Annotated in this window: 16 protein-coding genes; 13 read left to right on the top strand and 3 right to left on the bottom strand. The window is 68.7% G+C overall.

The features are described 5' to 3' along the window. The first annotated feature begins 71 nt into the window (after window positions 1-71). The gene (locus AB0C25_RS04190; protein ID WP_357369437.1) at window positions 72-1,643 is read left to right on the top strand and encodes an alpha/beta hydrolase-fold protein; all 1,572 of its coding nucleotides are present in this window, start codon (window positions 72-74) and stop codon (window positions 1,641-1,643) included. Window positions 1,644-1,738: 95 nt separating this feature from the next. Here AB0C25_RS04190 and AB0C25_RS04185 read toward each other — a convergent pair whose 3' ends face one another. Next, window positions 1,739-3,262, bottom strand: a complete 1,524-nt coding sequence (locus AB0C25_RS04185; RefSeq protein ID WP_357369435.1) for an alpha-N-arabinofuranosidase — start codon at window positions 3,260-3,262, stop codon at window positions 1,739-1,741. Window positions 3,263-3,934: 672 nt separating this feature from the next. Between AB0C25_RS04185 and AB0C25_RS04180 the strand changes: the two genes are divergently transcribed. From AB0C25_RS04180 to AB0C25_RS04155, 6 genes are all read left to right on the top strand, one after another. Beyond that, window positions 3,935-4,957, top strand: a complete 1,023-nt coding sequence (locus AB0C25_RS04180) for a LacI family DNA-binding transcriptional regulator (protein ID WP_357369433.1) — start codon at window positions 3,935-3,937, stop codon at window positions 4,955-4,957. 152 nt (window positions 4,958-5,109) lie between these two features. After that, complete coding sequence (locus AB0C25_RS04175; RefSeq protein ID WP_357369431.1) at window positions 5,110-7,293, top strand: alpha/beta hydrolase-fold protein; 2,184 nt, start codon at window positions 5,110-5,112, stop codon at window positions 7,291-7,293. Between the two features lie 102 nt (window positions 7,294-7,395). Next, the gene (locus AB0C25_RS04170) at window positions 7,396-8,736 is read left to right on the top strand and encodes an extracellular solute-binding protein (RefSeq protein ID WP_357369429.1); all 1,341 of its coding nucleotides are present in this window, start codon (window positions 7,396-7,398) and stop codon (window positions 8,734-8,736) included. 78 nt (window positions 8,737-8,814) lie between these two features. Further along, window positions 8,815-9,756 carry a sugar ABC transporter permease gene (locus tag AB0C25_RS04165; protein WP_357369427.1) on the top strand — a complete coding sequence of 314 codons (942 nt, stop codon included), beginning with the start codon at window positions 8,815-8,817 and terminating at the stop codon, window positions 9,754-9,756. Then, complete coding sequence (locus tag AB0C25_RS04160) at window positions 9,756-10,640, top strand: carbohydrate ABC transporter permease (protein WP_357369425.1); 885 nt, start codon at window positions 9,756-9,758, stop codon at window positions 10,638-10,640. The genes AB0C25_RS04165 and AB0C25_RS04160 overlap by 1 nt, the downstream gene beginning before the upstream one ends. Before the next feature lie 41 nt (window positions 10,641-10,681). Further along, window positions 10,682-12,409 carry an IlvD/Edd family dehydratase gene (locus AB0C25_RS04155; protein ID WP_357369423.1) on the top strand — a complete coding sequence of 576 codons (1,728 nt, stop codon included), beginning with the start codon at window positions 10,682-10,684 and terminating at the stop codon, window positions 12,407-12,409. A gap of 61 nt (window positions 12,410-12,470) precedes the next feature. Here AB0C25_RS04155 and AB0C25_RS04150 read toward each other — a convergent pair whose 3' ends face one another. Further along, window positions 12,471-13,400 (bottom strand): hypothetical protein, encoded by a 930-nt coding sequence (locus tag AB0C25_RS04150; RefSeq protein ID WP_357369421.1) that lies wholly within the window; start codon window positions 13,398-13,400, stop codon window positions 12,471-12,473. 206 nt (window positions 13,401-13,606) lie between these two features. Between AB0C25_RS04150 and AB0C25_RS04145 the strand changes: the two genes are divergently transcribed. Together AB0C25_RS04145 and AB0C25_RS04140 are read left to right on the top strand one after the other, a co-directional pair. Next, window positions 13,607-14,119 carry a SigE family RNA polymerase sigma factor gene (locus tag AB0C25_RS04145; RefSeq protein WP_357369419.1) on the top strand — a complete coding sequence of 171 codons (513 nt, stop codon included), beginning with the start codon at window positions 13,607-13,609 and terminating at the stop codon, window positions 14,117-14,119. After that, window positions 14,116-15,288: a hypothetical protein gene (locus AB0C25_RS04140; protein ID WP_357369417.1), complete on the top strand. Its 1,173-nt coding sequence runs from the start codon at window positions 14,116-14,118 to the stop codon at window positions 15,286-15,288. The genes AB0C25_RS04145 and AB0C25_RS04140 overlap by 4 nt, the downstream gene beginning before the upstream one ends. 112 nt (window positions 15,289-15,400) lie before the next feature. Here AB0C25_RS04140 and AB0C25_RS04135 read toward each other — a convergent pair whose 3' ends face one another. After that, complete coding sequence (locus AB0C25_RS04135) at window positions 15,401-16,255, bottom strand: alpha/beta hydrolase (protein WP_357369415.1); 855 nt, start codon at window positions 16,253-16,255, stop codon at window positions 15,401-15,403. Between the two features lie 335 nt (window positions 16,256-16,590). Between AB0C25_RS04135 and AB0C25_RS04130 the strand changes: the two genes are divergently transcribed. The 4 genes from AB0C25_RS04130 to AB0C25_RS04115 are packed head-to-tail and all read left to right on the top strand — an operon-like array spanning window position 16,591 to window position 22,237. Beyond that, entirely contained in the window at window positions 16,591-17,928 is a 1,338-nt protein-coding gene (locus tag AB0C25_RS04130; RefSeq protein WP_357369413.1) for a GTPase-associated system all-helical protein GASH, read from the top strand. A 5-nt stretch (window positions 17,929-17,933) separates the two neighbouring features. Further along, window positions 17,934-18,896, top strand: coding sequence for a hypothetical protein (locus AB0C25_RS04125; protein ID WP_357369411.1), 963 nt, complete (start codon window positions 17,934-17,936; stop codon window positions 18,894-18,896). Between the two features lie 2 nt (window positions 18,897-18,898). Further along, entirely contained in the window at window positions 18,899-19,726 is an 828-nt protein-coding gene (locus AB0C25_RS04120) for a hypothetical protein (RefSeq protein WP_357369409.1), read from the top strand. 24 nt (window positions 19,727-19,750) lie between these two features. Then, entirely contained in the window at window positions 19,751-22,237 is a 2,487-nt protein-coding gene (locus AB0C25_RS04115) for an effector-associated domain EAD1-containing protein (protein ID WP_357369407.1), read from the top strand. The last annotated feature ends 30 nt before the right edge of the window (window positions 22,238-22,267 follow it).

Raw genomic sequence — 22,267 nt, 5'->3', positions numbered from 1 at the left:
TCACCGCACCCGTCGAACCGTCGGCCGGTCGCTCGCCGCGGCCTGCCACACGCCGTAGAGGGAGTAGGAACATGCCCGTCGCAGTCCCCCGTCCCCTGTCGCCGCCGCCGAGGCGCCGGCTGCTCGCACTGCTCGCCGCCGTCGCCGTCGCGGCCACGACTGTCGTCGCCCCGGCGGCGTCGGCCGCGCCACCCGCGCGGCTGGGCCCGACCGTCACCCGCACCGACACACCACCGACCGGGTACGAGGTCACCTTCCGGTACCGGGCCCCCGAGGACGTCCAGCAGGTCCACATCTACGGCGACTGGTTCTACTCCCGGCCCGAGGCCATCTCCTGCCAGGACTGCGGTGACGCCCGGCCGCCCGCCGAGTGGCAGCCCGGCGACGTGGCGGCCACCCCGTGGCACATCCTGCCCATGCGCAAGGGCCCGGACGGGGTGTGGGCGGTCACCACGCCGCTGCCCGCGGGCACGTTCCGCTACGCGTTCACCCACGACTGCGCGAACGAACTGGCCACCGGCTGCACGCTGCACGACGACCCGGCGAACCGGTGGCAGATCCAGCCGCAGTACCCGGGCGCGCCCGGCGCGGTTCGCAGCACGATCTACGTCCCGGCCAGCAGGAAGTTCCCGACGTACGACACCGGCTACCAGGCGCCGGTGGCCAGGACCGGCCGGCTGGAGTCCCGGCGGTACACCTCGCCGCTGTCGACGAACCCGCCCGGGGTGCACGACATCGTCGTCTACCTGCCACACGGTTACGACCCCCACCGGGCCACGCCGTACCCGACCCTCTACCTGAGTCACGGCAGTGGTGACCACTCGACCGCCTGGACGATGCAGGGTGTGGCCCACCTGATCCTGGAGAACGCCATCGCCGACCGTGCCGCGCAGCCGATGGTGATCGTGTCCACCGACTTCAACGGCCTGCCCGGCGGCAACGCGGGCTACGTCGACGAGCTGCGGAACAACATCTTCCCGTTCGTGGAGCAGAACTACCGCGTGTCCGCCCGTGCGCAGGACCGCGCCTTCGCCGGCTTCTCCGCGGGCGGCAGCCGGGCGTACACCCTGATGTACGACCACACCGACCTGTTCGGCTACCACGCGGCCTGGAGTGCCGGCGGACCAGCCGCCACCCCGGCACAGGTCGACCGCATGAAGGCGGTCGCCGGCGGCATCATGATCGGCACCGGGCTCCAGGACCGTCTGGGCAACATCGCCGAGAACTCGCAGCGCAACGCGGCCGCCCTGCGGGCCGCCGGCGTCGACCTCGACGAGTACAACGTGCCAGGTGTGCACACCTGGCACGTCTGGCGTCCGCTGCTGGACCACTACCTGCGTACCCTGACGTTCCGCGCCACCACGACCGGGCTCGACGTCGCATCGGTGCCCGCGGGCGCCTCGCACCGGACCAGGGTCACCGCCACCGCGACGGTCGGTGCCGTCAGCACCAGCACCGCGGCCCCCGCCGGCCGTGTCGACTTCTACGCGGGAGACACCCGCCTCGGGTCGGCCCCGGTGCACCACGGTGTCGCCCGGTTGAGGACGACCGTCCACGGCGGACTCACCACTCCGGTGGTCGCCCACTACCGGGGTGACAGGCTTTTCAACGCTTCGCGGAGCGCACCGGTCGACGCCCGGTAACACCGGGCTCGACGTCCTCCCCGGTGCGGTGGGAAAAACCCCGGCCGCCGCCCCTGGTGACAGGAGCGGCGGCCGGGGCGTTTCCGCTCAACCGGTCACGGGGTCGCCTCCGTGGCCCGCATTCGCAGCATGGTCCAGGACGCGGGCGGAAGCGTCAGCCGGACGGCGGCATCGGCCTGCCGCGCCGTGTCGTTGGGTCGCGGTTCGCCGTGGTCCGGACCGTCGGCGGTGTTCCTGGCGGCCAGGTCGGTGCCGCCGACGGTGACGCACTCGATGATCCCGGTCAGGTGGGTGCCGCTGACGTCGACGGTCACCTCGGCCGGGGTGTCGGTGACGCGGTTGACGAGGAACACGCTGACCTCGCCGCTGTCGTCGTCCCAGGTGGAGACCGCGTCGACCGCGGCCACCTCACCGTAGCGGTCGGTGGTCGTCGTGCTGCCGTCGCGGAGCACGTCGAGCACCGCTCCCCGGGCATGCCGGGCGGTGCGGGCGAAGGGGTGGAAGATGGTCTGACGCCAGGCCGAGCCGCCGGGCTCGGTCATGATCGGTGCGATGACGTTCACCAGTTGGGCCTGGCACGCCGCCGTCACCCGGTCGCTGTGGCGGAGCAGGCTGATCAGCAGGCCACCGACGACGACGGCGTCTGCCACGCTGTAGTGATCCTCCAACAGTCGCGGCGCGACCGGCCAGTCGTCACCGCTCGGCGGGGTCGACGGGGTGGCGGACTGGTACCAGACGTTCCACTCGTCGAACGCGATCATGATCTTCTTGGTCGACCGGCGGATCGCCCCGACCGAGTCGGCGATGGCGGTGACGGCGTCGATGTATCTGTCCATGTCCTCGCCGGAGGCGAGGAAGCTGGGCAGATCGTCGTCGACCGGCTGGTAGTAGGCGTGCAGCGAGATCAGGTCGACGTCGTCGTACGCCTCGGTGAGCACGTCGCGTTCCCAGCTGCCGAACGTGGGCATGCCGAGGTGCGACGAGCCGCAGGCCACGAGTTCGAGTTCGGGGTCGAAGCGCCGCATGGCCTTCGCGGTCTGTGCCGCGAGGCGGCCGTACTCGGTCGCGCTGCGCTGGCCCACCTGCCACGGGCCGTCCATCTCGTTGCCCAGGCACCACAGGCGGATGCCGTACGGGTCGGCCGTGCCGTTGGCGCGCCGCTGGTCGGCGAGGTGGCTGCCGCCGCGGTGATTGGCGTACTCGAGCAGGTCGACCGCCTCGGCGGTGCCGCGGGTGCCGAGGTTGACCGCCATGATCGGTTCGAGGTCGGCCTGGCCGAGCCAGCGCATGAACTCGTCGAGCCCGAAGGCGTTGGTCTCCAGGCTGTGCCAGGCGAGGTCGAGTCGGGCCGGTCGCTTGTCGACCGGTCCCACGCCGTCCTCCCACCGGTAGGAGGAGACGAAGTTGCCACCCGGGTAGCGGATCGTGGTCACGCCGAGCTCCCGTACGAGCGCCAGCACGTCGCGCCGGAAGCCGTCGGCGTCGGCCGTCGGGTGCCCCGGCTCGTAGATGCCGGTGTAGACACAGCGACCCAGGTGTTCCACGAACGAGCCGAAGAGTCGACGTGGCACCGGCGCCACGCGCCGACGCGGGTCCAGGCTCAGGCGCGCGGTGTTCACGACGCCTCCCCGGTGACCGTCGGCCCGATCCCGGCCAGCCGGGCGGGCATCCGGTAGCGGTGGGGGAGTGGGCATGCGGCGTCGGCCAGGTGTGCCGGCGCCTTGTCGAGGTGGGGGTTCAGGACGGGCTCCCTTCGAGCGAGGTCCCGACGCCGAGAGCGCTGCCGGGGCGCGGGACCGAGGGGTGGTGGGGTCCGTGTGAGGTCTGGACACCGCGAGGGCGGTGGACTACGTTCTCGATCTATGTAAACGTTACCGATTACGTTTACGGTAGGGAACAGTTGCCTGCGGCCAATGTGGGCGATCCGGGCGAACGCCGCCCGGCCGGCGACGCGTGGCCGAACGTGGCGCGCGGGTGCGGCGCACCGGCCCGTTATCGGGTGACCGCATTCCCTACTGCGCTGGGGAATGGAATGCCGGCGGCCTTTGCGCCCCGTTCTTTCGGTCTGCGCAACCGCAGAAACTCGCACCTCCCGTCCGCGCCGAGAGTCGCGTCCGTTCACAATTCTGTGGCCGTCCCGCCGGCTCGTCCCGGCTGCCCAACTGTCCTGGTAGGACGGTCTGCCAGGCGTTGCGGGAGGCGCGGAGGTCTTGTGCTCGTAACCCCTGTCGGTTACGTTGGCAACACCCTGGAAACGTAACCGATAACGATTGCAGTCCAGAGGGAGCGGCATGATTGAGGTCAATGCACCGGCCACAATGAGTGATGTCGCGCGGGTTGCCGGTGTTTCCACCGCCACCGTCTCGCGCGTGGTCAACGGACACTACGGCGTCAGTGCCCGCACCATTGCTCAGGTCCGCTTGGCCATCGACCAGCTCGGCTACGAGTCGAGTCTGGTGGCCACGAGCCTCCGGCGCAGCCGCACCAACGTTCTCGGCCTCGTGACGCACAGCTTCCAGTCGTACACGGCCGAGGTGCTCAAGGGAGCGATGAAGGCGCTGAGCCGCTCGGGCTTCGACCTGATCATCTACGCCAACAGCGACCTCTACGGGTCGTATTCGGAGGGCTGGGAGAAGCGGCACGTCGCCCGACTGTCGGGCACCCTCACCGACGGGTGCATCGTCGTCACACCCTGGGGTGAGGTGCAGAGCCGGACACCGATCGTGGCCATCGACCCGGTGCGCGGCTCGACGGCGCATTCGGTGACAGCCGACAACCTCGCGGGCGCCACCACGGCGGTCGAGCACCTGCTGGGCCTGGGCCACCGGCGCATCGGGTTCATCGCGGGCCGCGCCAGCCTGGCGGCGGCGTGGTCGCGGGAGGAGGGCTACCGGGCGGCGCTCACCGACGCCGGCATCCCGGTCGACCCGACGCTGATCGGCGAAGGAGACTTCAACCCCGAGTCGGCGACGCCGTTGGCACGCGCGCTGCTGCAACGGGCGGACCCGCCGACGGCGATCTTCGCGGCGAGCGACGGGATGGCCCTGAAGGTGCTGGAGGTCGCCGCGGAGCTGGGGCTCGCGGTCCCCGGGGACCTGTCCGTCGTCGGGTTCGACAACATCCCGGAGTCGGCGCTGACCCTGCCGGCTCTGACCACCGTGGACCAGTCGATGTACCAGCTCGGCTACGAGGCCGCGCGCATGTTGAAGTCGCTGGTGACCGGCGAATGGGAGGGGCCACGCCAGGTCGTGCTGCCGACAGAGCTCGTCGTCCGCGGCTCATGCGCGCCACCACGAGGCGCGACACGAACGTGACCCAGGTCCGCCGCACCGGGCGATCCCGTCAGGTACGCCCGGGGCAGAACCGCGAAGGGGGTGTGCACGCGCAGACCCACGGCGAGATTCGCCGACGAGTTGAGCCGGCCCGGCGGGCCGCGTCCGCTGCCGGCGCAGGAAAGGAGTGGAGCGTGACAACCGCAACGAACCACTGGCGCGTACGCCGATCGGGCGTGCGTCGACTCTCGGCGGTGTTCACCGCCGGAGTCATGGCGGCCGCGGCCGTCCTGTTCGCGCCGCAACCGGCCGCGGCGGCGGAGACACCGTGGCTGGATGTCTCCCCGGATCGCTACGCCGCGTTCACCGTTCCGGCCGCGTACGTCCAGGAGCACCTGGGCTCGGTGTCGCAGGTCGTCGTCGAGGGCAACCTCGGCCCCTCCGCGGCCTGGGCGGAGTTCGGGCTGACCCGGCGCGGCGACGTGTGGTCGGGCATCCTCGGCCCGCTCGAGCCGGGGCTCTACCACTACCAGGTCACCGCCGACGACACCTTGAGCCTCAAGGATCCGACGAACAGCACGACTGTGGCGTCCAACCCGCTCCTGAGCACCTTTCTCGTCCCGGGTGACTCGGCACGGTGGTTGGCGGACGCACCCACGGGCACCGGCGGCACGGTCGAGACTTTGAACTACCGCACCAGGAGCGGGCAGCGGTCGGCCCTGGTGTGGACACCGCCGGGGTACGCGGGCAAGGGCCCGAAGGGTTACCCGGTGCTCTACCTGCAGTCGGGCGATGCCGCGAAGGTCACCGACTGGCTCGACCTCGGCCGATCCAAGCAGATCCTCGACAACCTCTCGGCCGCGGGCGCCATCAGGCCGATGGTGGTCGTGATCAACGACGCCAACAGCGCGGACGGCAGGGAGCTGAAGGACCTCCGGAAGGCGGTCGCCGACAGCTACCGGGTCCTTCGTGATCCCGCGCACCAGGCGATCGCGGGTGTGTCCGACGGCGCGGCGGCGGCGGTCGAGGCCGCGTTGGCCAAGCCGGGTCAGTTCGGCTACGTGGGCTGGTTCTCGGGCCAGTCGGTCCCGCAGGTCGACCGGAAGGACGCCAGGACGGTCAACCGCACCCTGAAGGTGTTGCGCCTGTACACGGGGAACGTGACGGATCCCGCGTACAACCCCACCTATCGACTCATGAAGGCGTTGGACCGGGCCGGTGTCAGGTTCGAGGTCGACGGGGTCAACCCGGACGGCGGCGCGAACTGGACCACCTGGCAGGAGAACCTCGTCGACTTCGCGCCGCGACTGTTCCAGCACGTGTCGGACCACGGTCCGAGCCCCGGTCACCGGTCGCTGCGGGGGGAGTTCGCGCCGCCACCGGCCGGCACCACCCCGACGCCGTTCGTCACCGAGGACGGGTTCGTCACGTTCGAGACCGGCCCGGATATCAAGGACGCCCAGCACGTCACGGTATGGGCGAACATCGCGCCGGGCGGCAGTTGGTTGCGCGTGCCGCTGACCCGCGACGGTGACCGGTGGCGAGCGACAGTGGGTCCGCTGAAGCCCTGGTTCTACTACTACCGGCTGATCGTGGACCGGGTCGCGGTCAAGGACACCTCGAACCCGACCAGGGTGACCACGGAACCGACGTGGAGCACCTTCCTCATCCCCGGACCGGGCGCCCGTCTGCTGACGGACGTCCCCGCCGGGCGGGGTGGGACGGTCGAGAGCATGACCTATCCCAGCACGGTCGCCGGCCAGGACCGCACCGCTCTGGTGTGGACGCCGCCCGGGTACGACCCGGGCCGGGCCCAGCCGTACCCCGTTCTCTACCTCCAGCACGGCGGTGGCCAGAACCACACCGACTGGGTCGAGATGGGGCGCGCCAAGCAGATCCTCGACCACCAGTTCCTCGACGGTGACCTCACGCCCATGGTCGTCGTGATGGGCAACGGCAACTCGTCCAACTTCAACCGGGAGTTGTTGGAGAACATCGTGCCGACGGCCCGCGCCCGCTACCACATCTCCAGCGAGTCGTCCCAGCAGGCAATCGCCGGCCTGTCGATGGGCGGTGGGCAGGCACTGGGGGTGCTGCGGGCGTACCCGGGCGAGTTCGCCTACGTCGCGGCGCTCTCGGCCGGGTTCGGCAGCGGCACCGGCGTCGACGTCGAGGCGATCAACAGCGGGACGAAGATGCTGCGCCTGTACGTCGGCGACCGGACCGACTTCGTGTACCCGAGCTTCATGGCGTCGCTGACCACGCTCGACAACCTCGGTATCCGCTACGAGTTCGACGGGGTGACCCCCGGGCCGCATGGCTGGGACGTGTGGCAGAAGAACCTCATCGACCTGGCGCCGCGCCTGTTCAAGCGCTAGGAGCACGTCCACGGCGGCGCCACCGGGGCAGGGCTTCCTGCCCTGGTGGCGCCCGCCGAGCAGGAAACTGTCGCACCGCGATCCCCGAAGGGAAGAACGTCAATGAAGACGATACGAATACTCGCCACGGTGACCATGCTCGCGGCCGGGGCCGGGCTCGTCGGCTGTTCCTCCGACGAGGGGGGAAGCGACGCGAGCAACTGCACGAACACCATCACCAAGAAGGACGTGCCGGTCGTGACGATGTGGGGCTGGTACCCCAACACCCAACTCGTCGTCGACAACTTCAACAAGCAGCACGACGACGTGCAGGTCTGCTGGACCAACGTCGGGCAGGGCGGCGACGAGTACGACAAGTTCCAGACGGCCATCTCGGCGGGCACCGGCGCGCCCGACGTGATCATGGTCGAGGCGGACCGGATCCCGACCTTCCAGATCCAGGGCGCGCTCGTCGACATCAAGAAGTACGGCTACGACGCGGTCAAGGCCAACTACAGCGAGGGCGCCTGGAAGGACGTGTCGGTCGGCGACGCGGTCTACGGCGTCCCGGTCGACGGCGGCCCGATGGGCATGATCTACCGCAAGGACATCTTCGACAAGTACAAGATCACCCCACCGAAGACCTGGGCCGAGTACGAGCAGGCCGCGCAGAAGGTCAAGGACGCCGGCGGCCCGCTGTTCGGGGACCTCGGCGCGAACGTCCCGGCGGTCATGATGGCGCTCCAGATCCAGAAGGGCGCCGCACCGTTCACCTTCGATCCGGCGCAGCCGAAGTCCATCGGCGTGAAGCTCAACGACCAGCCGTCCAAGGACGTGCTCGACTACTGGGGTGGCCTCGCCAAGAAGGGCCTGGTCGGGACGCAGGACCAGTTCACCCCGGAGTACATCTCCGGCGTGATCAACGGCAACTACGCGACGTACATCTCGGCGGCCTGGGCACCCGGCTATCTCACCGGCGCGGGTGTCGGCAAGGGCCAGGACACCGGCAAGTTCGCGGTGGCGCCGCTTCCGCAGTGGGATGCGAACAACCCGGTGCAGGTCAACTGGGGCGGGTCGGCCTTCTCGGTGACCAAGCAGGCGAAGAAGCCGGAGTTGGCGGCGAAGGTCGCCTACGGGCTCTACGCCGACAAGGAGTCGCTGACCGACGGCTGGACCAACCAGATCATCTTCCCGCTCAACCTGACGGCGCTCAACGATCCCGCGTTCATCGACCTGAAGGTGGCGTTCTTCGACGGCCAGCAGGCGAACAAGGAGGTCTACGTTCCCGCCGCCAACGCCTACAAGGGCGTCGCCTACGCCCCGTTCGGCCAGTTCTACCTCGACGCGATGACCAAGCAGATCAGCGAGATCATCAAGGGCTCCACCGCCGGCGCGCAGGCCGCCGACAGGATCCAGGAGGACGTGGCGAAGTACGCCAAGGAGCAGGGCTTCACCGTCCAGTGACCGGATGGGTGGGCCGTGCCGCCGCTCGACGGCCGGCCCACCCACTATCCCGCAGCGTCCACGTCCCGGAGACCACAGATGACACTCCTGACCGAGCAGCGCACACCGCGTACCCGCACCGAGAAGCGCAAGACCCGTGGCAAGGTGCACCTCCGCGAGCACCTGATGGGGTGGCTCTTCGTCGGGCCGTTCGCGGTCGTCTTCCTGGCGTTCCTCATCGCGCCGCTGGGCTACGCGTTGTACCTCAGTCTCTTCCAGAAGAAGCTGATCGGCGGCACCAGCTTCGTCCTCTTCGACAACTACGTGAAGGCGTTCACCGACCCGAGCTTCCTGTCCGGGGCGTGGTTCGTCATCCGGTTCTCCCTCGTCGCCATCCCGGTGCAGATCGCCATCGCACTGGCGATGGCGCTCATCCTGGACGCGGTGACGTCCCTGTTCGCGCGCTTCTCCCGCCTCATGATCTTCCTGCCGTACGCGATCCCCACGGTGATCGGGGCGGTGATGTGGGGGTTCCTCTACAGCAAGGGCTTCGGTCCGCTCACCGACATCTTCGGGTTGTTCGGGGCGACCGCGCCCGACTTCCTGGGCAGCAACCTGATCTTCTACGGTCTGCTGAACGTCGTCACCTGGCAGTGGGTCGGCTACTACATGATCATCCTGTACGCGGCGTTGCAGGGCGTCGACCCGACGCTCTACGAGGCCGCCCGGATGGACGGCGCCGGACGGTGGCAGGTCGCGCTGCGGATCAAGATCCCACTGATCGCGCCCGCGCTGATCCTCATCCTGGTCTTCGCACTCATCGGCACCCTGCAGTTCTTCAACGAACCGCAGATCCTGCGGTATCTCGCCGCCGGCACGATCGGGACGGACTTCACCCCCAACATGTACGCGTACCAGCAGGCGTTCGCCCTCGCCAACTTCAACTACGGGTCGGCGATCTCGTTCGCCCTCGGCGGCATCGTGTTCATCTGCGTGTACGCATTCCTGTTCTTCACCCGCAAGCGGAGGAGCTTCCTCTGATGGCCAACCGCACGAGCGTCAGCGCAGGCCCACGCCGACCGCAACGCTATCTGCCACTACAGATCCTTCTCGGCTTCATGGTGATCTACTTCCTCGTACCGTTCTGGTGGGTCATCGTCAACAGCTCCAAGGACGCACCGGGGCTGTTCGGCGGAGGCAACACCCTGTGGTTCTCCGACCAGATCGACTACGTCGGCAACCTCCGGCAGCTGTTCACCTACGACGGGGGCATCTACCTGCGGTGGATCCTCAACTCCACGTTGTACGCGATAGCCGGCGGCATCGGCGCCACGGTCCTGTCGGTGATGGCCGGCTACGGCTTCGCCAAGTACCGTTTCGCCGCCCGACGCTTCAGCTTCGCCGTCGTGCTCGGCGCGTTGATGGTGCCCGCCACCGCCCTGGTCATCCCGACCTTCATCATGTTCTCCCGGCTCGGCCTGACCAACACGGTCTGGGCGGTGATCCTCCCGTCGCTGCTCAATCCGTTCGGCGTCTACCTGATGCACGTCTACGCGCGCGACGCCGTACCCGACGAGTTGTTGGACGCGGCACGTGTCGACGGCGCGGGCGAGGTGCGTACCTTCCTCCAGATCGCCCTGCCGCTGATGCGCCCCGCGGTGGTCACCGTGCTCCTGCTGTCCGCCGTGGCGTCCTGGAACAACTACTTCCTGCCGCTGGCCATGCTCTCCGACAACCGGCTGTTCCCGGTGACCGTCGGCCTCGGCCTCTGGCAGGGCATCGCCTCGGCGAACAACTCGGGAGGCACCTCGCTGTGGAGCCTCATCATCCTGGGCTCGCTCGTGTCGGTGATCCCACTGATCATCGCGTTCTTCAGCCTGCAACGGCACTGGCGCGGCGGGCTGTCCGTCGGCGGCCTCCGGTAGGTGCCACCCCCTTGATCGCCGGATGACAGAGAGGTGTGCTGATGTCGACGACGGATCGTCCGCTGCGCAGCGGGCAGTGGTTCGGCGCGGAGGGCCGCAACGGGTTCATCCACCGTTCCTGGATGCGCAACCAGGGTTTCGCGGACGACGTCTTCGACGGTCGCCCGGTGATCGGCATCGCCACCACCTGGTCGGAGCTGACACCCTGCAACGCCCACCTGCGTGACCTCGCCGAATCGGTGAAGCGGGGCGTGTGGGAGAGCGGCGGCCTGCCGCTGGAGTTCCCCGCCATGAGCCTGGGCGAGCCCCTGATGCGGCCCACGACCATGCTCTACCGCAACCTGCTGGCCATGGAGTTGGAGGAGTCGGTCCGCGCCAACCCGCTCGACGGGGTGGTCCTGCTCTCCGGCTGTGACAAGACCACCCCCGGGCTGCTGATGGGTGCGGCGAGCGTCGACCTGCCCACCCTGATGATCACCGGCGGACCGATGCTCAACGGCAAGTTCCGGGGCCAGGACATCGGGTCGGGCACCGTCGTCTGGCGCTTCACCGAGGAGCAGCGCGCCGGCCGGATGACCGCGGCCGACTGCTCGGAGGCCGAGGTCGGCATGTCCCGCAGCCGGGGCCACTGCATGACCATGGGTACCGCCTCCACGATGGCCTGCGTGACCGAGGCGCTGGGCGTGCAACTGCCGGGAGCGGCCGCCGTGCCGGCGGTCGACTCGCGCAGGTACGCGCTCGCGCAGGCCGCCGGCCGGCGGATCGTCGCCATGGTCGCGCAGGACCAGCGGCTGTCCACGGTGCTGACCCGGGAGGCGTTCGAGAACGCCATCCGGGTCAACGCGGCGATCGGCGGATCCACCAACGCGGTCGTGCACCTGCTGGCGATCGCCGGACGCCTCGGCGTCCCGCTGTCCCTGGAGGACTTCGACACCCTCACCGCCGAGGTGCCCATGATCGTCAACCTGATGCCGTCCGGGGCGTACCTGATGGAGGACTTCGCCTACGCGGGCGGCGTGCCGGCGGTGATGAACGAGATCGCCGCCCTGCTCAACATGGAGCACGTCACCGTCAGCGGCAAGAGCGTCGCCGACAACATCAGCGGCGTGCAGTGCTGGAACCGGCAGGTCATCGGCACCCTGGCGGAGCCGTTCCAACCCGCCGGCTCGGGCACCGTGGTGCTCCGCGGGTCGCTCGCACCGTCCGGGGCCGTGCTGAAGGTCTCCGCCGCCTCCGCGCACCTCCTGCAACACACCGGACCGGCGCTCGTCTTCGACCGGATCGAGGACTACATCGTCGCCGCCGACGATCCGGACCTCGATGTCACCCCGGACACGGTGATCGTGGTACGCAACGCGGGCCCGCGGGGCTACCCCGGCTTCCCGGAGGTGGGCAACGTGCCCATGCCACGACGACTGCTCGAAGCCGGCATCATCGACATGGTGCGGATCTCCGACGCCCGGATGAGCGGCACCGGGTACGGCACCTGTGTCCTGCACGTCGCCCCGGAGGCCGCCGTGGGTGGCCCGCTCGCGCTGGTGCGCACCGGCGACCTGATCCGCGTCGACGTCCCGACGCGGCGGTTGGACCTGCTGGTCGACGACGCGGCACTCACCGAACGCCGCGCCGCCTGGCAACCGCCACCGCGGACGGCCGACCGGGGCTGGACACGCCTGTACAGCGAGCACGTTCTCCAGGCCGACCAGGGCGCGGACCTCGACTTTCTGGTCGGCGGCAGCGGCAGCGCCGTACCCCGGCACTCGCACTGACCGCGCGCCCACCACGAACCGGGCACCGAACGGGAGTCCCAGCGCACGGCTGGGGCTCCCGTCAGCGCCCGCATGCCCCGCACGCCCGGCGGGTACGCAGGTGGTAGTCGCTTGACGCCGCGAGGAGCCCGAGACCCAGGACCCAGTACGCCGACATCGCCACCCAGAGGAACGTGTCGGAGAACTCGCTGACCGAGCCGGACATCAACTGCACGAGCCCCATGCCGAAGTACGCCACGATGCCCGCCCCGAGCCCGAAGCCGGGCACCAGCAACAGCAGACGGGGGATCGGGCGGCCGGCGAGCAGCGGCACCCACCCCGGCCAGACCTCACCCCAGCGGTGGACGAGCGCCAACGGCAACAGCACTCCCGCCAGCAGCAGGCCGACCTCCAGCCCGATCACGGAGGCGTTCTGGATGAGGCTGTCGAACCCCACCGCGCCCTGCGCCGCGAAGCGCGTCACGAGGCCGGCCACCGCCACGTACGCGGCCCAGCGTGCCCACCGCGCGGGGACCGCGCGGCGGTGACCGGGCCGCCCGGTCCGACAGCACTCCGGGCAGTCACCACGGGTGCGTCGCTGATAGCGGGCGGTGGCCAGGCCGAGCAGGGCCGCCCCGGACACACAACCCAGCCGGCTGGCGAACGCCGTCGGGTCGAAGTGCGGGCTGACCATGAACAGCAGGAAGCCCACGAGCTCCGGCAGTAGGATCGCGGCGGCAGCGACCAGCGCCCCGGTGATCGCCCAGGCGACTCCCGCGAGCACCGGCCGCCACATCGCCACCCGGTCCAGCGCAACGGCCAGCACGGCTGCGACCAGGCACAGCGCCACCGACCACCAACCGGTGAAACCCACCAGGTCCGACCCGAACTGCCGGAACTCCGGGGTCTCGCCGACGGTCCACGCCAGACGCACGCCCCCGTATGCCACGGCCCAGCCGAGCACCGCGTACGTCAGACCGTGGCCCGCCCTGCGGGCGATCGATGTCGCCATGCGTCCGATCCTCCCGCTGCCCCGGCTCGGGCGGACCCCGCCGGCAGGGGAGGGGTGCTCCCTCGCCGGAGGGAGCTGCGCCGGACGCCGACGGTCGCACGCGCTGCTACGGTCACCGGCGCTGAACTGGCATTTCGCCGAACCTCGCCCCGGACGCAACCCGACGCTCGTCCGGACCCGTCGAGTGGGCGGAGGAGGGAGCCTCAATGATGGATGCCGAGCGGGAGTTCGTGGAGTACGTCTCCGCGCGACTGCCGAGCCTGCATCGGACCGCGTTTCTGATGTGCGGCGACGCCCATTTGGCCGACGACGTGGTGCAGCAGACGATCACGGCGTTGTACGTGCACTGGCGCAAGGTCAGCCGGGCCGACAACGTCGACGCGTACGTGCACCGGATGCTCGTTCACAAGCTCGTCGACGAGAAGCGGTTGAGCTGGTCGAAGGTCCGGTTGTCGGGGTCGACGCCCGAGCCGGAGCGCCCGGTCCTGCCGCACGACGAGGTCGCCGAGCGGGACAGCCTGGTCGCCGCGCTCGCCCACCTGCCCCGCGGCCAGCGCACCGTGCTGGTCCTGCGGTTCCTGTGCGACCTGTCGCTCGCCGACACGGCCGCCGCGATGGGCTGCTCCGAAGGCAACGTGAAGTCGCAGACGGCTCGGGCGCTGGCGGCGATCCGCCAGGTGCTCGACGTCGCCGAGATGGCCGGAAGGAACTCGACATGACCATGGTGGACGATCAGCGGATCGCCGCACTGCTGCGGGCGGCGCCGGTCCCCGAGCCGCGCGTCGACCTGGACCGCGCGATCCGCGACGGCAAGCGTCGCCGCCGGCGCCGCCGGATCGGTGGTGTCGTCACGGTGATTGTGCTGGCCGGGTTCGGCGCGGTGGGCGCCGTCCAGGTCGGCGGGGTCGCCGACGAACCCGCCCCGGTCCCACCGGCCATCGCGGCGTCGGCGACCGCGTCCGTGTCCGTGTCGACCGAGCCGGCCAGATCGCTCACCTGTGCGGTGGCCCTGCTGCCGCAGCCGACCCCTGGTTCGGTGGCGGTGGCGACCGGTGTCGACCCCACCGGACGGCACATCGTCGGTGACATCGGCACCGGGAACGAGGACGGGCGGGTCGTGCTGTGGACCGACGGCCGGGCAACGGTCCTGCCGGCCGCCGCCCGGCACGGGGCCGCTGTCAACGCCGGCGGGTACGTGGTCGGCACCAACGGCGACGGCACCGGCTGGGTCTACCGGGGTGGGACCCTGCGTTTCCTGACCACCCCGCCCGGCTACGACGCGGTTCTGGTGTACGCGGTCAACGGTCGGGGCGACATCGCCGGCACCGCCCGCAAAGCCGACGACACAGCCCGTGCCGTGCTGTGGTCCGTGGACCGCCCGCAGCAGTACCGTTTTCTCGGCCGAGTGGAGTCCGCGGCGACCGGGATCACCGAGGACGGCACTGTCGTCGGCACGATGGGCGACCTGCCCTACCGGTGGACGACCCAGGGCACCGGGGCCGAGTTGGCGGTGCCGGACGGCTACCCGCGCGCCTCGGTCGACTCGGCACACGGCAACTGGGCGATCGGCATGGTCCCCGGTGCCGCGCGGGGCGGTTCCGTGCAGATGCTGCCGGTGCGATGGAACCTGACGACCGGGGCGGCGAGCCTGGTGCCGTACCCGTCGGCGAGCGGGATCGCCGGCAACGGCGACCTGCTGGTCGACGACGGCGGGCCGGTGGTCGCCGCAGCGGATGGCACGTCCCGTCGGTTGCCGGGTCGGCCCGAGGTCCGGTCGACCGAGGCGGGCACGTACACGGCCAACGGGATCAGTGACGACGGCCGGACCGTGGTCGGTGCCGTCTACGAGAACGAGTCGTACCGGCCGCTGGTGTGGCGCTGCACCTGAGGTCCGCGCCGACGACCCGCCCACGAACGCGGGGTCGGCGCCGAGGCCCTGAGCCTCGGCGCCGACCCCGGTGTCAGGCTGTCAGCGACGCTCGCCCGGGTGACACGACGCGTCAGGCCGGGGCGGCCGGACAGCTCGCGCCGACCGGCGGCAGGGCGCGATGGACGAGGTACCTGTCGACGCTCCCCCGGGTGCACTCCGTGCGGGGGTAGCTGGCGTGACCCGACCCCTCGTAGGTGAGGAGGCGGCCATGCGTGCCGAGTTGGCGCGCCACCCGCTGCGCCCCGTCGTACGGGGTGGCCGGATCGTAGCGACCGTTGAGCAGCAGGACCGGGGTGCTCGTCCGCACCCGCAACTCATGTTGCGGGTTGACCGCCGTCCACCCCAGGCAGATCGCGGCGAAGCGGACGGCCAGCGGGGAGGCCCGCAGGTGCGGCGCCGCGTCGCGGGACACCTTCAGATAGCGGTTCCACTCGGCGAAGTCGTCGACCGGCAACGACCAGTCCTGACAGAACGCGGGTAGCGCGTACTCGGTCAGGTCCACGCCGCTGTCGACCGGGACCATCGGGGACGCGAGCGAGGCGGGCTCGCCCCGCTCCAACGCGAGGAGCATGTTGGCGAGGTCGGCCCAGGTCGCGTCGAAGAAGTTGACGAATGTCGCGAACCCCAGCTCGAACCAGGTGAGCGTCTCGCCGGTGCCCGCGTCGACAAGCGTGCCGGCGTCGGCGCGGCGCATCAGTCGGTCGTACAGCGCCGGCACGTCGCGTCCGTGCAGCGCGCAGCTCGGGGTCCGCCCGCACCAGCTCACGAACTCGTGGAACAGGGCCTCGTTGCTGGTCGCCCCGCTGCGGAAGTAGCCCCGGACCCCCTGGCTGTGGTCCATCACGCTGTCCATGGCCAGCGCGCGGACGCGGTCGGGGAACAGTTCGGCGTAGGCCTGCCCGATCAGCGTAGTCAAATGTCGCAAGAAGCCATCGACGCTTGCGACGGCCGCCCATACCCTGCTGAACACTCAAAGGCATCCACGACCTGCGCGCACAGCAGGTCTACAAGGACTCGCACTCGCGGATCGGCCGGTGAGCTGCGCTGTTGACTGGCTGCGCCGAGCCAGCCCAGCGAAGGAGCGAATCGCGCCGGCACCTGAGGTTTCGTCTATGCTACGGCCTCGATCCTGAGCTGAAGCGAGGCAAGATCAAAGAAGTAGATTCAGTCGGCCCGGTCGCCCTCGATGGCCGTATGGGCTAGCCAAAGAACTAGTTGTCGAGGGCAGAGGGAGCGTCGACGCGGTGATTGGGGGCCAAAGTGAGTGAGGATGTCCTGCTCCGCTTTCTCGGCAGCGGACTGATCGATGTCGGCGGAGACGACGCCAAGCTCGAGAAACTCAGGTTGACCGCGAGTGATCTTGCCGGGTCCTTGAAGAAGTCGTCGTCTAAGGCGTTGGCCTACGCCTTGATAGCCTTCGATCCTCATGCGCCCGTCGAGGATCCGGTCGTTGTTGACGCTCTCGCCGCCCTCAAGAAGCGGTGGGCGACCTACGTCAACACCTTCTCTGGCCCCCCGGTCGCAGTGGTCCGGGCGATGCTCCTGGATGCCTTGGCACAGGCCGCAGCGGACGACGATCGCATCGGTGTGGCCGTGGTCGCCTCGGCACGCAACGCGCTCCCGTTCATTGAGGCCGGAGACGAGCGGGAAATCTGGGCCGACGTGGTCACAGAGATCGAGGAACGAGTCGACGCGCGCGCCGAGACTGAGTGGGCGACTCCGTCTTCGATCGCGGTTCCGCCCATGGTGTTCGAGGTGCCGGAGTTGAATGCGCCGACGGTAACGACGTCTCGCGCTGGCCGCGATTACCTCAAGAAGGAGTTTCGGGCGGCCGCTGGACCGCAATTTCAGGATCCCCAGCGGGGCAACGTGGCTACGAACGGGAATCCGTACTGGCCGGGGAATAACCATATTTGGGTAACCGAGTTCGGCGATCGCATGGCCGAGGCTGTGGCTGAGAGCATCGATGCTGTCGTTGGCAAGACCAGGATCGAACAAGCGGATCTTTCGGACCCGTTCCGGGAGTTAGCGGCCACCGTCTCCAGCTATGTCGGAAATGCCCTCAATACCGTGACTGCCGCCACGGCCGGTTTGCAGCGTCGAACCAACCTGCTCTGGTGGAGGGAGACCCTGTTCTCGCCCACCACCCGGGTCAGTTACCGGGATCTGCCGCCGGCCTCCGCAGCGACTCTGATGGCCTTTGACCTCCATCAGCAGGTTCCGATGTTCTCCCCAGCGAGCGTGGCAGCGTTCTTGTCTGAGGCCGTGGTAGGTCTTCCCTCGATCGATCAGGACAAGACCTACCCGATGCGCGAGTTGGTGGCGGAAGCGCAGGCGGAGGCTGGGCTGGCTGTGCTTCGCAACGCCGGAGCCGCCGTGATCGGTCCGCCCGAGGGTCGAGGCCCTTTTCTGGCTTTGATCGCCTATCCCGACGTGCCCGTGGCACGCGCCGAGGCCGAGTTCCGGCGATTGACCGGGGTGCCGCCAGACGCGCAGCTCACGCTGCCGGGCTGGGCTAGTTGGGTTTTCCGTGAGCTACAGGCGGCTAGGGCTGCGAAGGAAGGCTCGAACGCCAAGCGCCGGACGCGGAGGACCTAAGCAGCATGCACGAATGCACGCGACGGGCCTGTTTCAGCCCTGATACCGGCTGCGACCTCGGCTATCTCGACTTGACGAAGTGTTCTGCATGGTCGGGCCGTACGGCGCCGCACGCGATTGACGTTGAGCCGGCCGATGAGGTGCTGCTGCCGTGGTCGGGAAGCGCGCTGGGGCTGGCAGACCTCGGCTTCGTCGCGGGTCGCGCTCGCCCGATGGTCGTCGGGATTGCAGGCCCGCAAAACGCGGGCAAGACCACGCTACTAGGTGCTTGGTACCTACTACTCGGTCGCGGTGCCGTCGGCCTCGAAGATCGTCACTTCGCTGGATCCTTCTCGCTCACAGGCTGGGAGGCAGTCGCGGGATCATTGCGCTGGAATCCCGGGCAGCCGCCGAGCTTTCCGCCACACACGACGAGCCGGAGCGGCCGTGCCCCTGGGCTGCTGCATCTTTCCTTCTGGGACGCAAGGCAGGCGCGGGCCACGGACTACCTCATGACCGACGCACCCGGCGAATGGTTTCAGAGATGGTCGGTCAACCGCGATTCGGCCGAGGGTGCCGGAGCGCGCTGGATCTCCGCCTACGCCGACGTCCTGCTCCTCGTTGCCGATCGAGAGGCGTTGTCCGGCGAGAACGTGGGGTCGGCCCGCGGCTCGCTGCAACTGCTCGCCCGTCGAGTGGCTGCAGAGCGGCGGGGCCGCCCGGTCGCGCTGGTCTGGACTAAGTCCGACATTGAGATCACGGACCAGATAGAGCAGTCAGTTCGTGAGGCGGTGCGGGGTACTATGCCCGATGCTGCGGAGTTCTCGGTCAGCGTTGTCTCCAGTGGTCCTGGTGAGCACGAGGTTGGTGTCGGCTTGGTTGAGCTCTTGGACTGGATCTTGGCGATACGGCGTCCGCGCGTGGAACTGCCTCCCCCGTCGGTGACCGGCAACGATCCACTCTTCATGTACGGCGCGAGATCGTCGTGACCATGTCGCGCGACTCCATCCTGCTGCTCGGTGAAAGCGGGGTTGGGAAGACGCATTTCGGCGCACAGCTTCTCAGACGGCTGATGAAGGGTGATGGCCACCTGCGCATGAGCGGACAGGCAACGAACCTAGAGCCCTTCGAGGCGGCGCTCGAAAGCCTCAACGAAGGAAAGGCTGCCGGACACACTGCCACCTCAACCTACGTGGACAGCATTTGGCCTGTCGCCGATGCAGCTGGACACCATGCGGAGCTCGTCTGGCCCGACTACGGCGGCGAGCAGGTCAAGAGCATGATCTCCTCACGTCGAGTGCCGAATGCGTGGCGAGCACGCGTGCGCGAATCTCCGGCCTGGCTACTGCTGATCCGCCTTCAGCAGACGCGGTTCGGCGAAGACATATTCTCGCGTCCGCTAGTGGAATTGCGAGGTATGTCGATTGAGAACCGAGAGCTGCAAATCTCCGATCAGGCTCGACTCATCGAACTCTTACAGATGTTGGTTTTCGTGGGCGGCGTAGCCGCCGGGAACCCACTTGATCGCCCGCGGCTCGGCATATTGCTCACGTGCTGGGACGAACTCGGCTTCGATGGAACGCCGGCGGCGGCTCTAGAGGGACGCCTGCCGATGCTCGCGGCGTTTGTTCGTTCCAACTGGTGCACGCCGTCCGTCATGGGGCTGTCAGCCTTGGGACGTCCCCTCAGCCCGCACGATAGGGACAACGACTATGTCAGCCGCGGGCCGGAGCATTTCGGTTATGTCGTGAAGCCGGACGGATCGCGCTCGTCGGATCTCACCCTGCCGATCCAGCTGCTTCTCGACGGCCTTAGATAGTGACGGGCAGGGTAGGTCTCAAGCGTGATCGTGGAGCAGGCGATATTTGGTGAGGCCAAAGGCGGCCATGCGCTCAAGGCTGCGAGCGGCGACCTAACGGCGGCCGCTGAGCTCGCGCCGCGTCTCGACCTGCCGGACACGGTGCCTCCTGGAGTGGACTGGTCGCCGTTTGTTTCGGGTTTCCCGCACCGGGACTACTTCGTATTCGCGCGTACCTTCATGGATGTGCGGGCGGCGAGGGCCGGCATGGTGCTGTCCCACGCACTCATCGTGCCTATTGAGGACATTGCCTACGCTCCCGACCTCCGCCTACTTTTCGATCAGCTGATCGTCGAGGCAAACGCGCCGTCGAACCTCCTGACCCTAAATCTCGATCTCGGCGACGAGGTTCCGCCGGTGGCGGCCGAATTACCGACGGCGGCGGCAGCGCTCTCGACCCGCGCAGCTGGCCCCGTAGTTCGCCTCGGGAACCACGGCTTCGACGAGCTGGTGGTGTCCCTCTGGGGAAGGCTCGGGCCCGCAATGCGCCGACGCTTCGCCTTCCGGCTGAGCTTCGGCCCCGGCGACCTCGTCGAGACGCCGCAACCCGCGCTGGTCTGTACGCCTCCCAGCCTAATCGCGCGTTGGCGCGGACATCGGCTGATCGAAGCGCAGAACCCGAAGCCTCCCTCACTGGCCGCCGCCATGCTCAGCGGCTCCAGCGAAGGCCAGGCACTACGCTCCTTCGCCCTCGGGATCGGCGCCGAACTCACGAGCTTTGGCGATCTCCCGCTGCTCGAGGAGGCCTACCGGCTCACCGTGCGGGCGCCAGACACGATCGGCAACACCGTCGCTGCCGCGCGCTTGGTGGAGCGTTTATCGCCCATCACTACACACGGCGCAGACGACAAGGCCGACCTGCTGGACCGTGTGGTGTCACATCTCCGGAATGCCACGGCGGACGAGGTGCTGCCGCTTCGCAACCTGGCTCTGCGGGGCTTTGAGCAGGCCGAACGTCTGTGGGCTGAGCTGGCCAGCTGGGCCGCGGAAAACACCTTTCCGGCGGCTCAGGACCCGTCGTTCATGTTGATGATCACGGACGCGATGGAGGCATCGAGCAGCACAGAGGACTGGCGGACGTCGGTGCTCGGTGGGCTGTCGCGTGCCGCTCGGGCCCGAGGCACAGCGCTCGCCTCCGCCTTTTGGCGATGGGCGGAGGCCGACCCTGCAGTCGGGATGCTGCTCTGGAAGGTGTTCGAGGCAGACGAGGGACTAGAGGATCGGCTCGTCAACGTCGCGCCGCAAAGGTTGAAGCGCGAGGCCGCGCAGCCGATTCTCGAACGCGCCCGAGAGGGACATCTGTACCGGCTGCACGGCGCGACAGTGTCAGCTGCCTACAGTCCTGCCGACGCCGTTCGCCTGCAGGTCGCAATCGAGCCGTCTCCGGCCGTGGCGGACGGCGTCCGGCTGGCGCTCACGAAGGCCACGCCGCGCGAGGTTATAGCTTGTGCAGTCGAGGTCGTCGATCCGCGGGTAATTCAGCTCGCCGCCGAACATGTCGCGAAGACACCAACACTGCTCGCAGACCTGGACCTGTCTCGGGAAGCGGCTCGACTGGTTTGGTCAGCCTCCTTGGCCCTCAATACGGATGCGTGGCGTGGCCCGGCCGATCCGCGCTCGGCCTTCGACGCGGTACTCGTGGACGTGCTTCACGGTCGACCAGTCGCGCCGAAACTCGTCGACCGCCTTTCGCGCACGCCGCTGGCCGATTTGACGGGCTTCGCGCGTCGCCCCGAACTCTGGTCGACTCTGACAGGCGCAACCCGAGACGCCTTGATCCGCGCTACCGCGCGAGGGTGGCTTGACAGAGCCGCCGCCAGCAAGGCCACTCCGGGCCTGGAGCCAGAGATCCAGACCGCGATACTTAGCGATCACAAGCTCGGCGAGCTGCTCGGTCAGTTCGCGGACGGCCGCGTCGGTGCGGCCATCCAGATCGTGGTGGCGCTGTCGGCCTTCGACGAACACCGGTTCTGCACCTGGCTCCGCGTCGTGGCAAACCGTTCCCGTCCCATCCCTCCTAGCGACGCGGAGGCGATCGGGCGCCTGACGCAGGAACGGCGCTGGCGTAATGCTACGGACGAGCTGCTACGAATGCTGCGGCGCGGACGCGAGGACGTCCGGCCAGCCCTGCGCGCATGCGTGTCAATGATCGGCCCACTAGACCGTTGGTGGCTCAGACTGTCGCCGATCAGTCCGGCGGAAAAGTGGGAGTCGCTCGAAAGCCTGGCAGCGGAACTTTTTGAAACCGGTCCAGACCACGAAAATCTGTGGGAACGAGCCGGCGGGCACAACGCCGACCTCCAAAAAATCGGAAACGGCCGCGAGAGGTGGCGGGACGCGCTCAGCAGGATCCGCCGCGGGGCTAAGGGCCCTCGGGTGAAAAAGCTCCTCCGCGAGATGCAGCAGGACTATCCCTCGAATGCCTCGCTGCGTTTCATGGCCGATGACAAGGAATTCGGAGGCCGTTCGTGAGAGCCAGATTCAGTGCGACAGCACGTTCAG

The organism is Micromonospora sp. NPDC048839 (assembly GCF_040649915.1).
Taxonomy (GTDB): Bacteria; Actinomycetota; Actinomycetes; order Mycobacteriales; family Micromonosporaceae; genus Micromonospora.
Note: the sequence above shows the minus strand (reverse complement) of the source record. Positions and strands in the feature narration are given on the sequence as shown.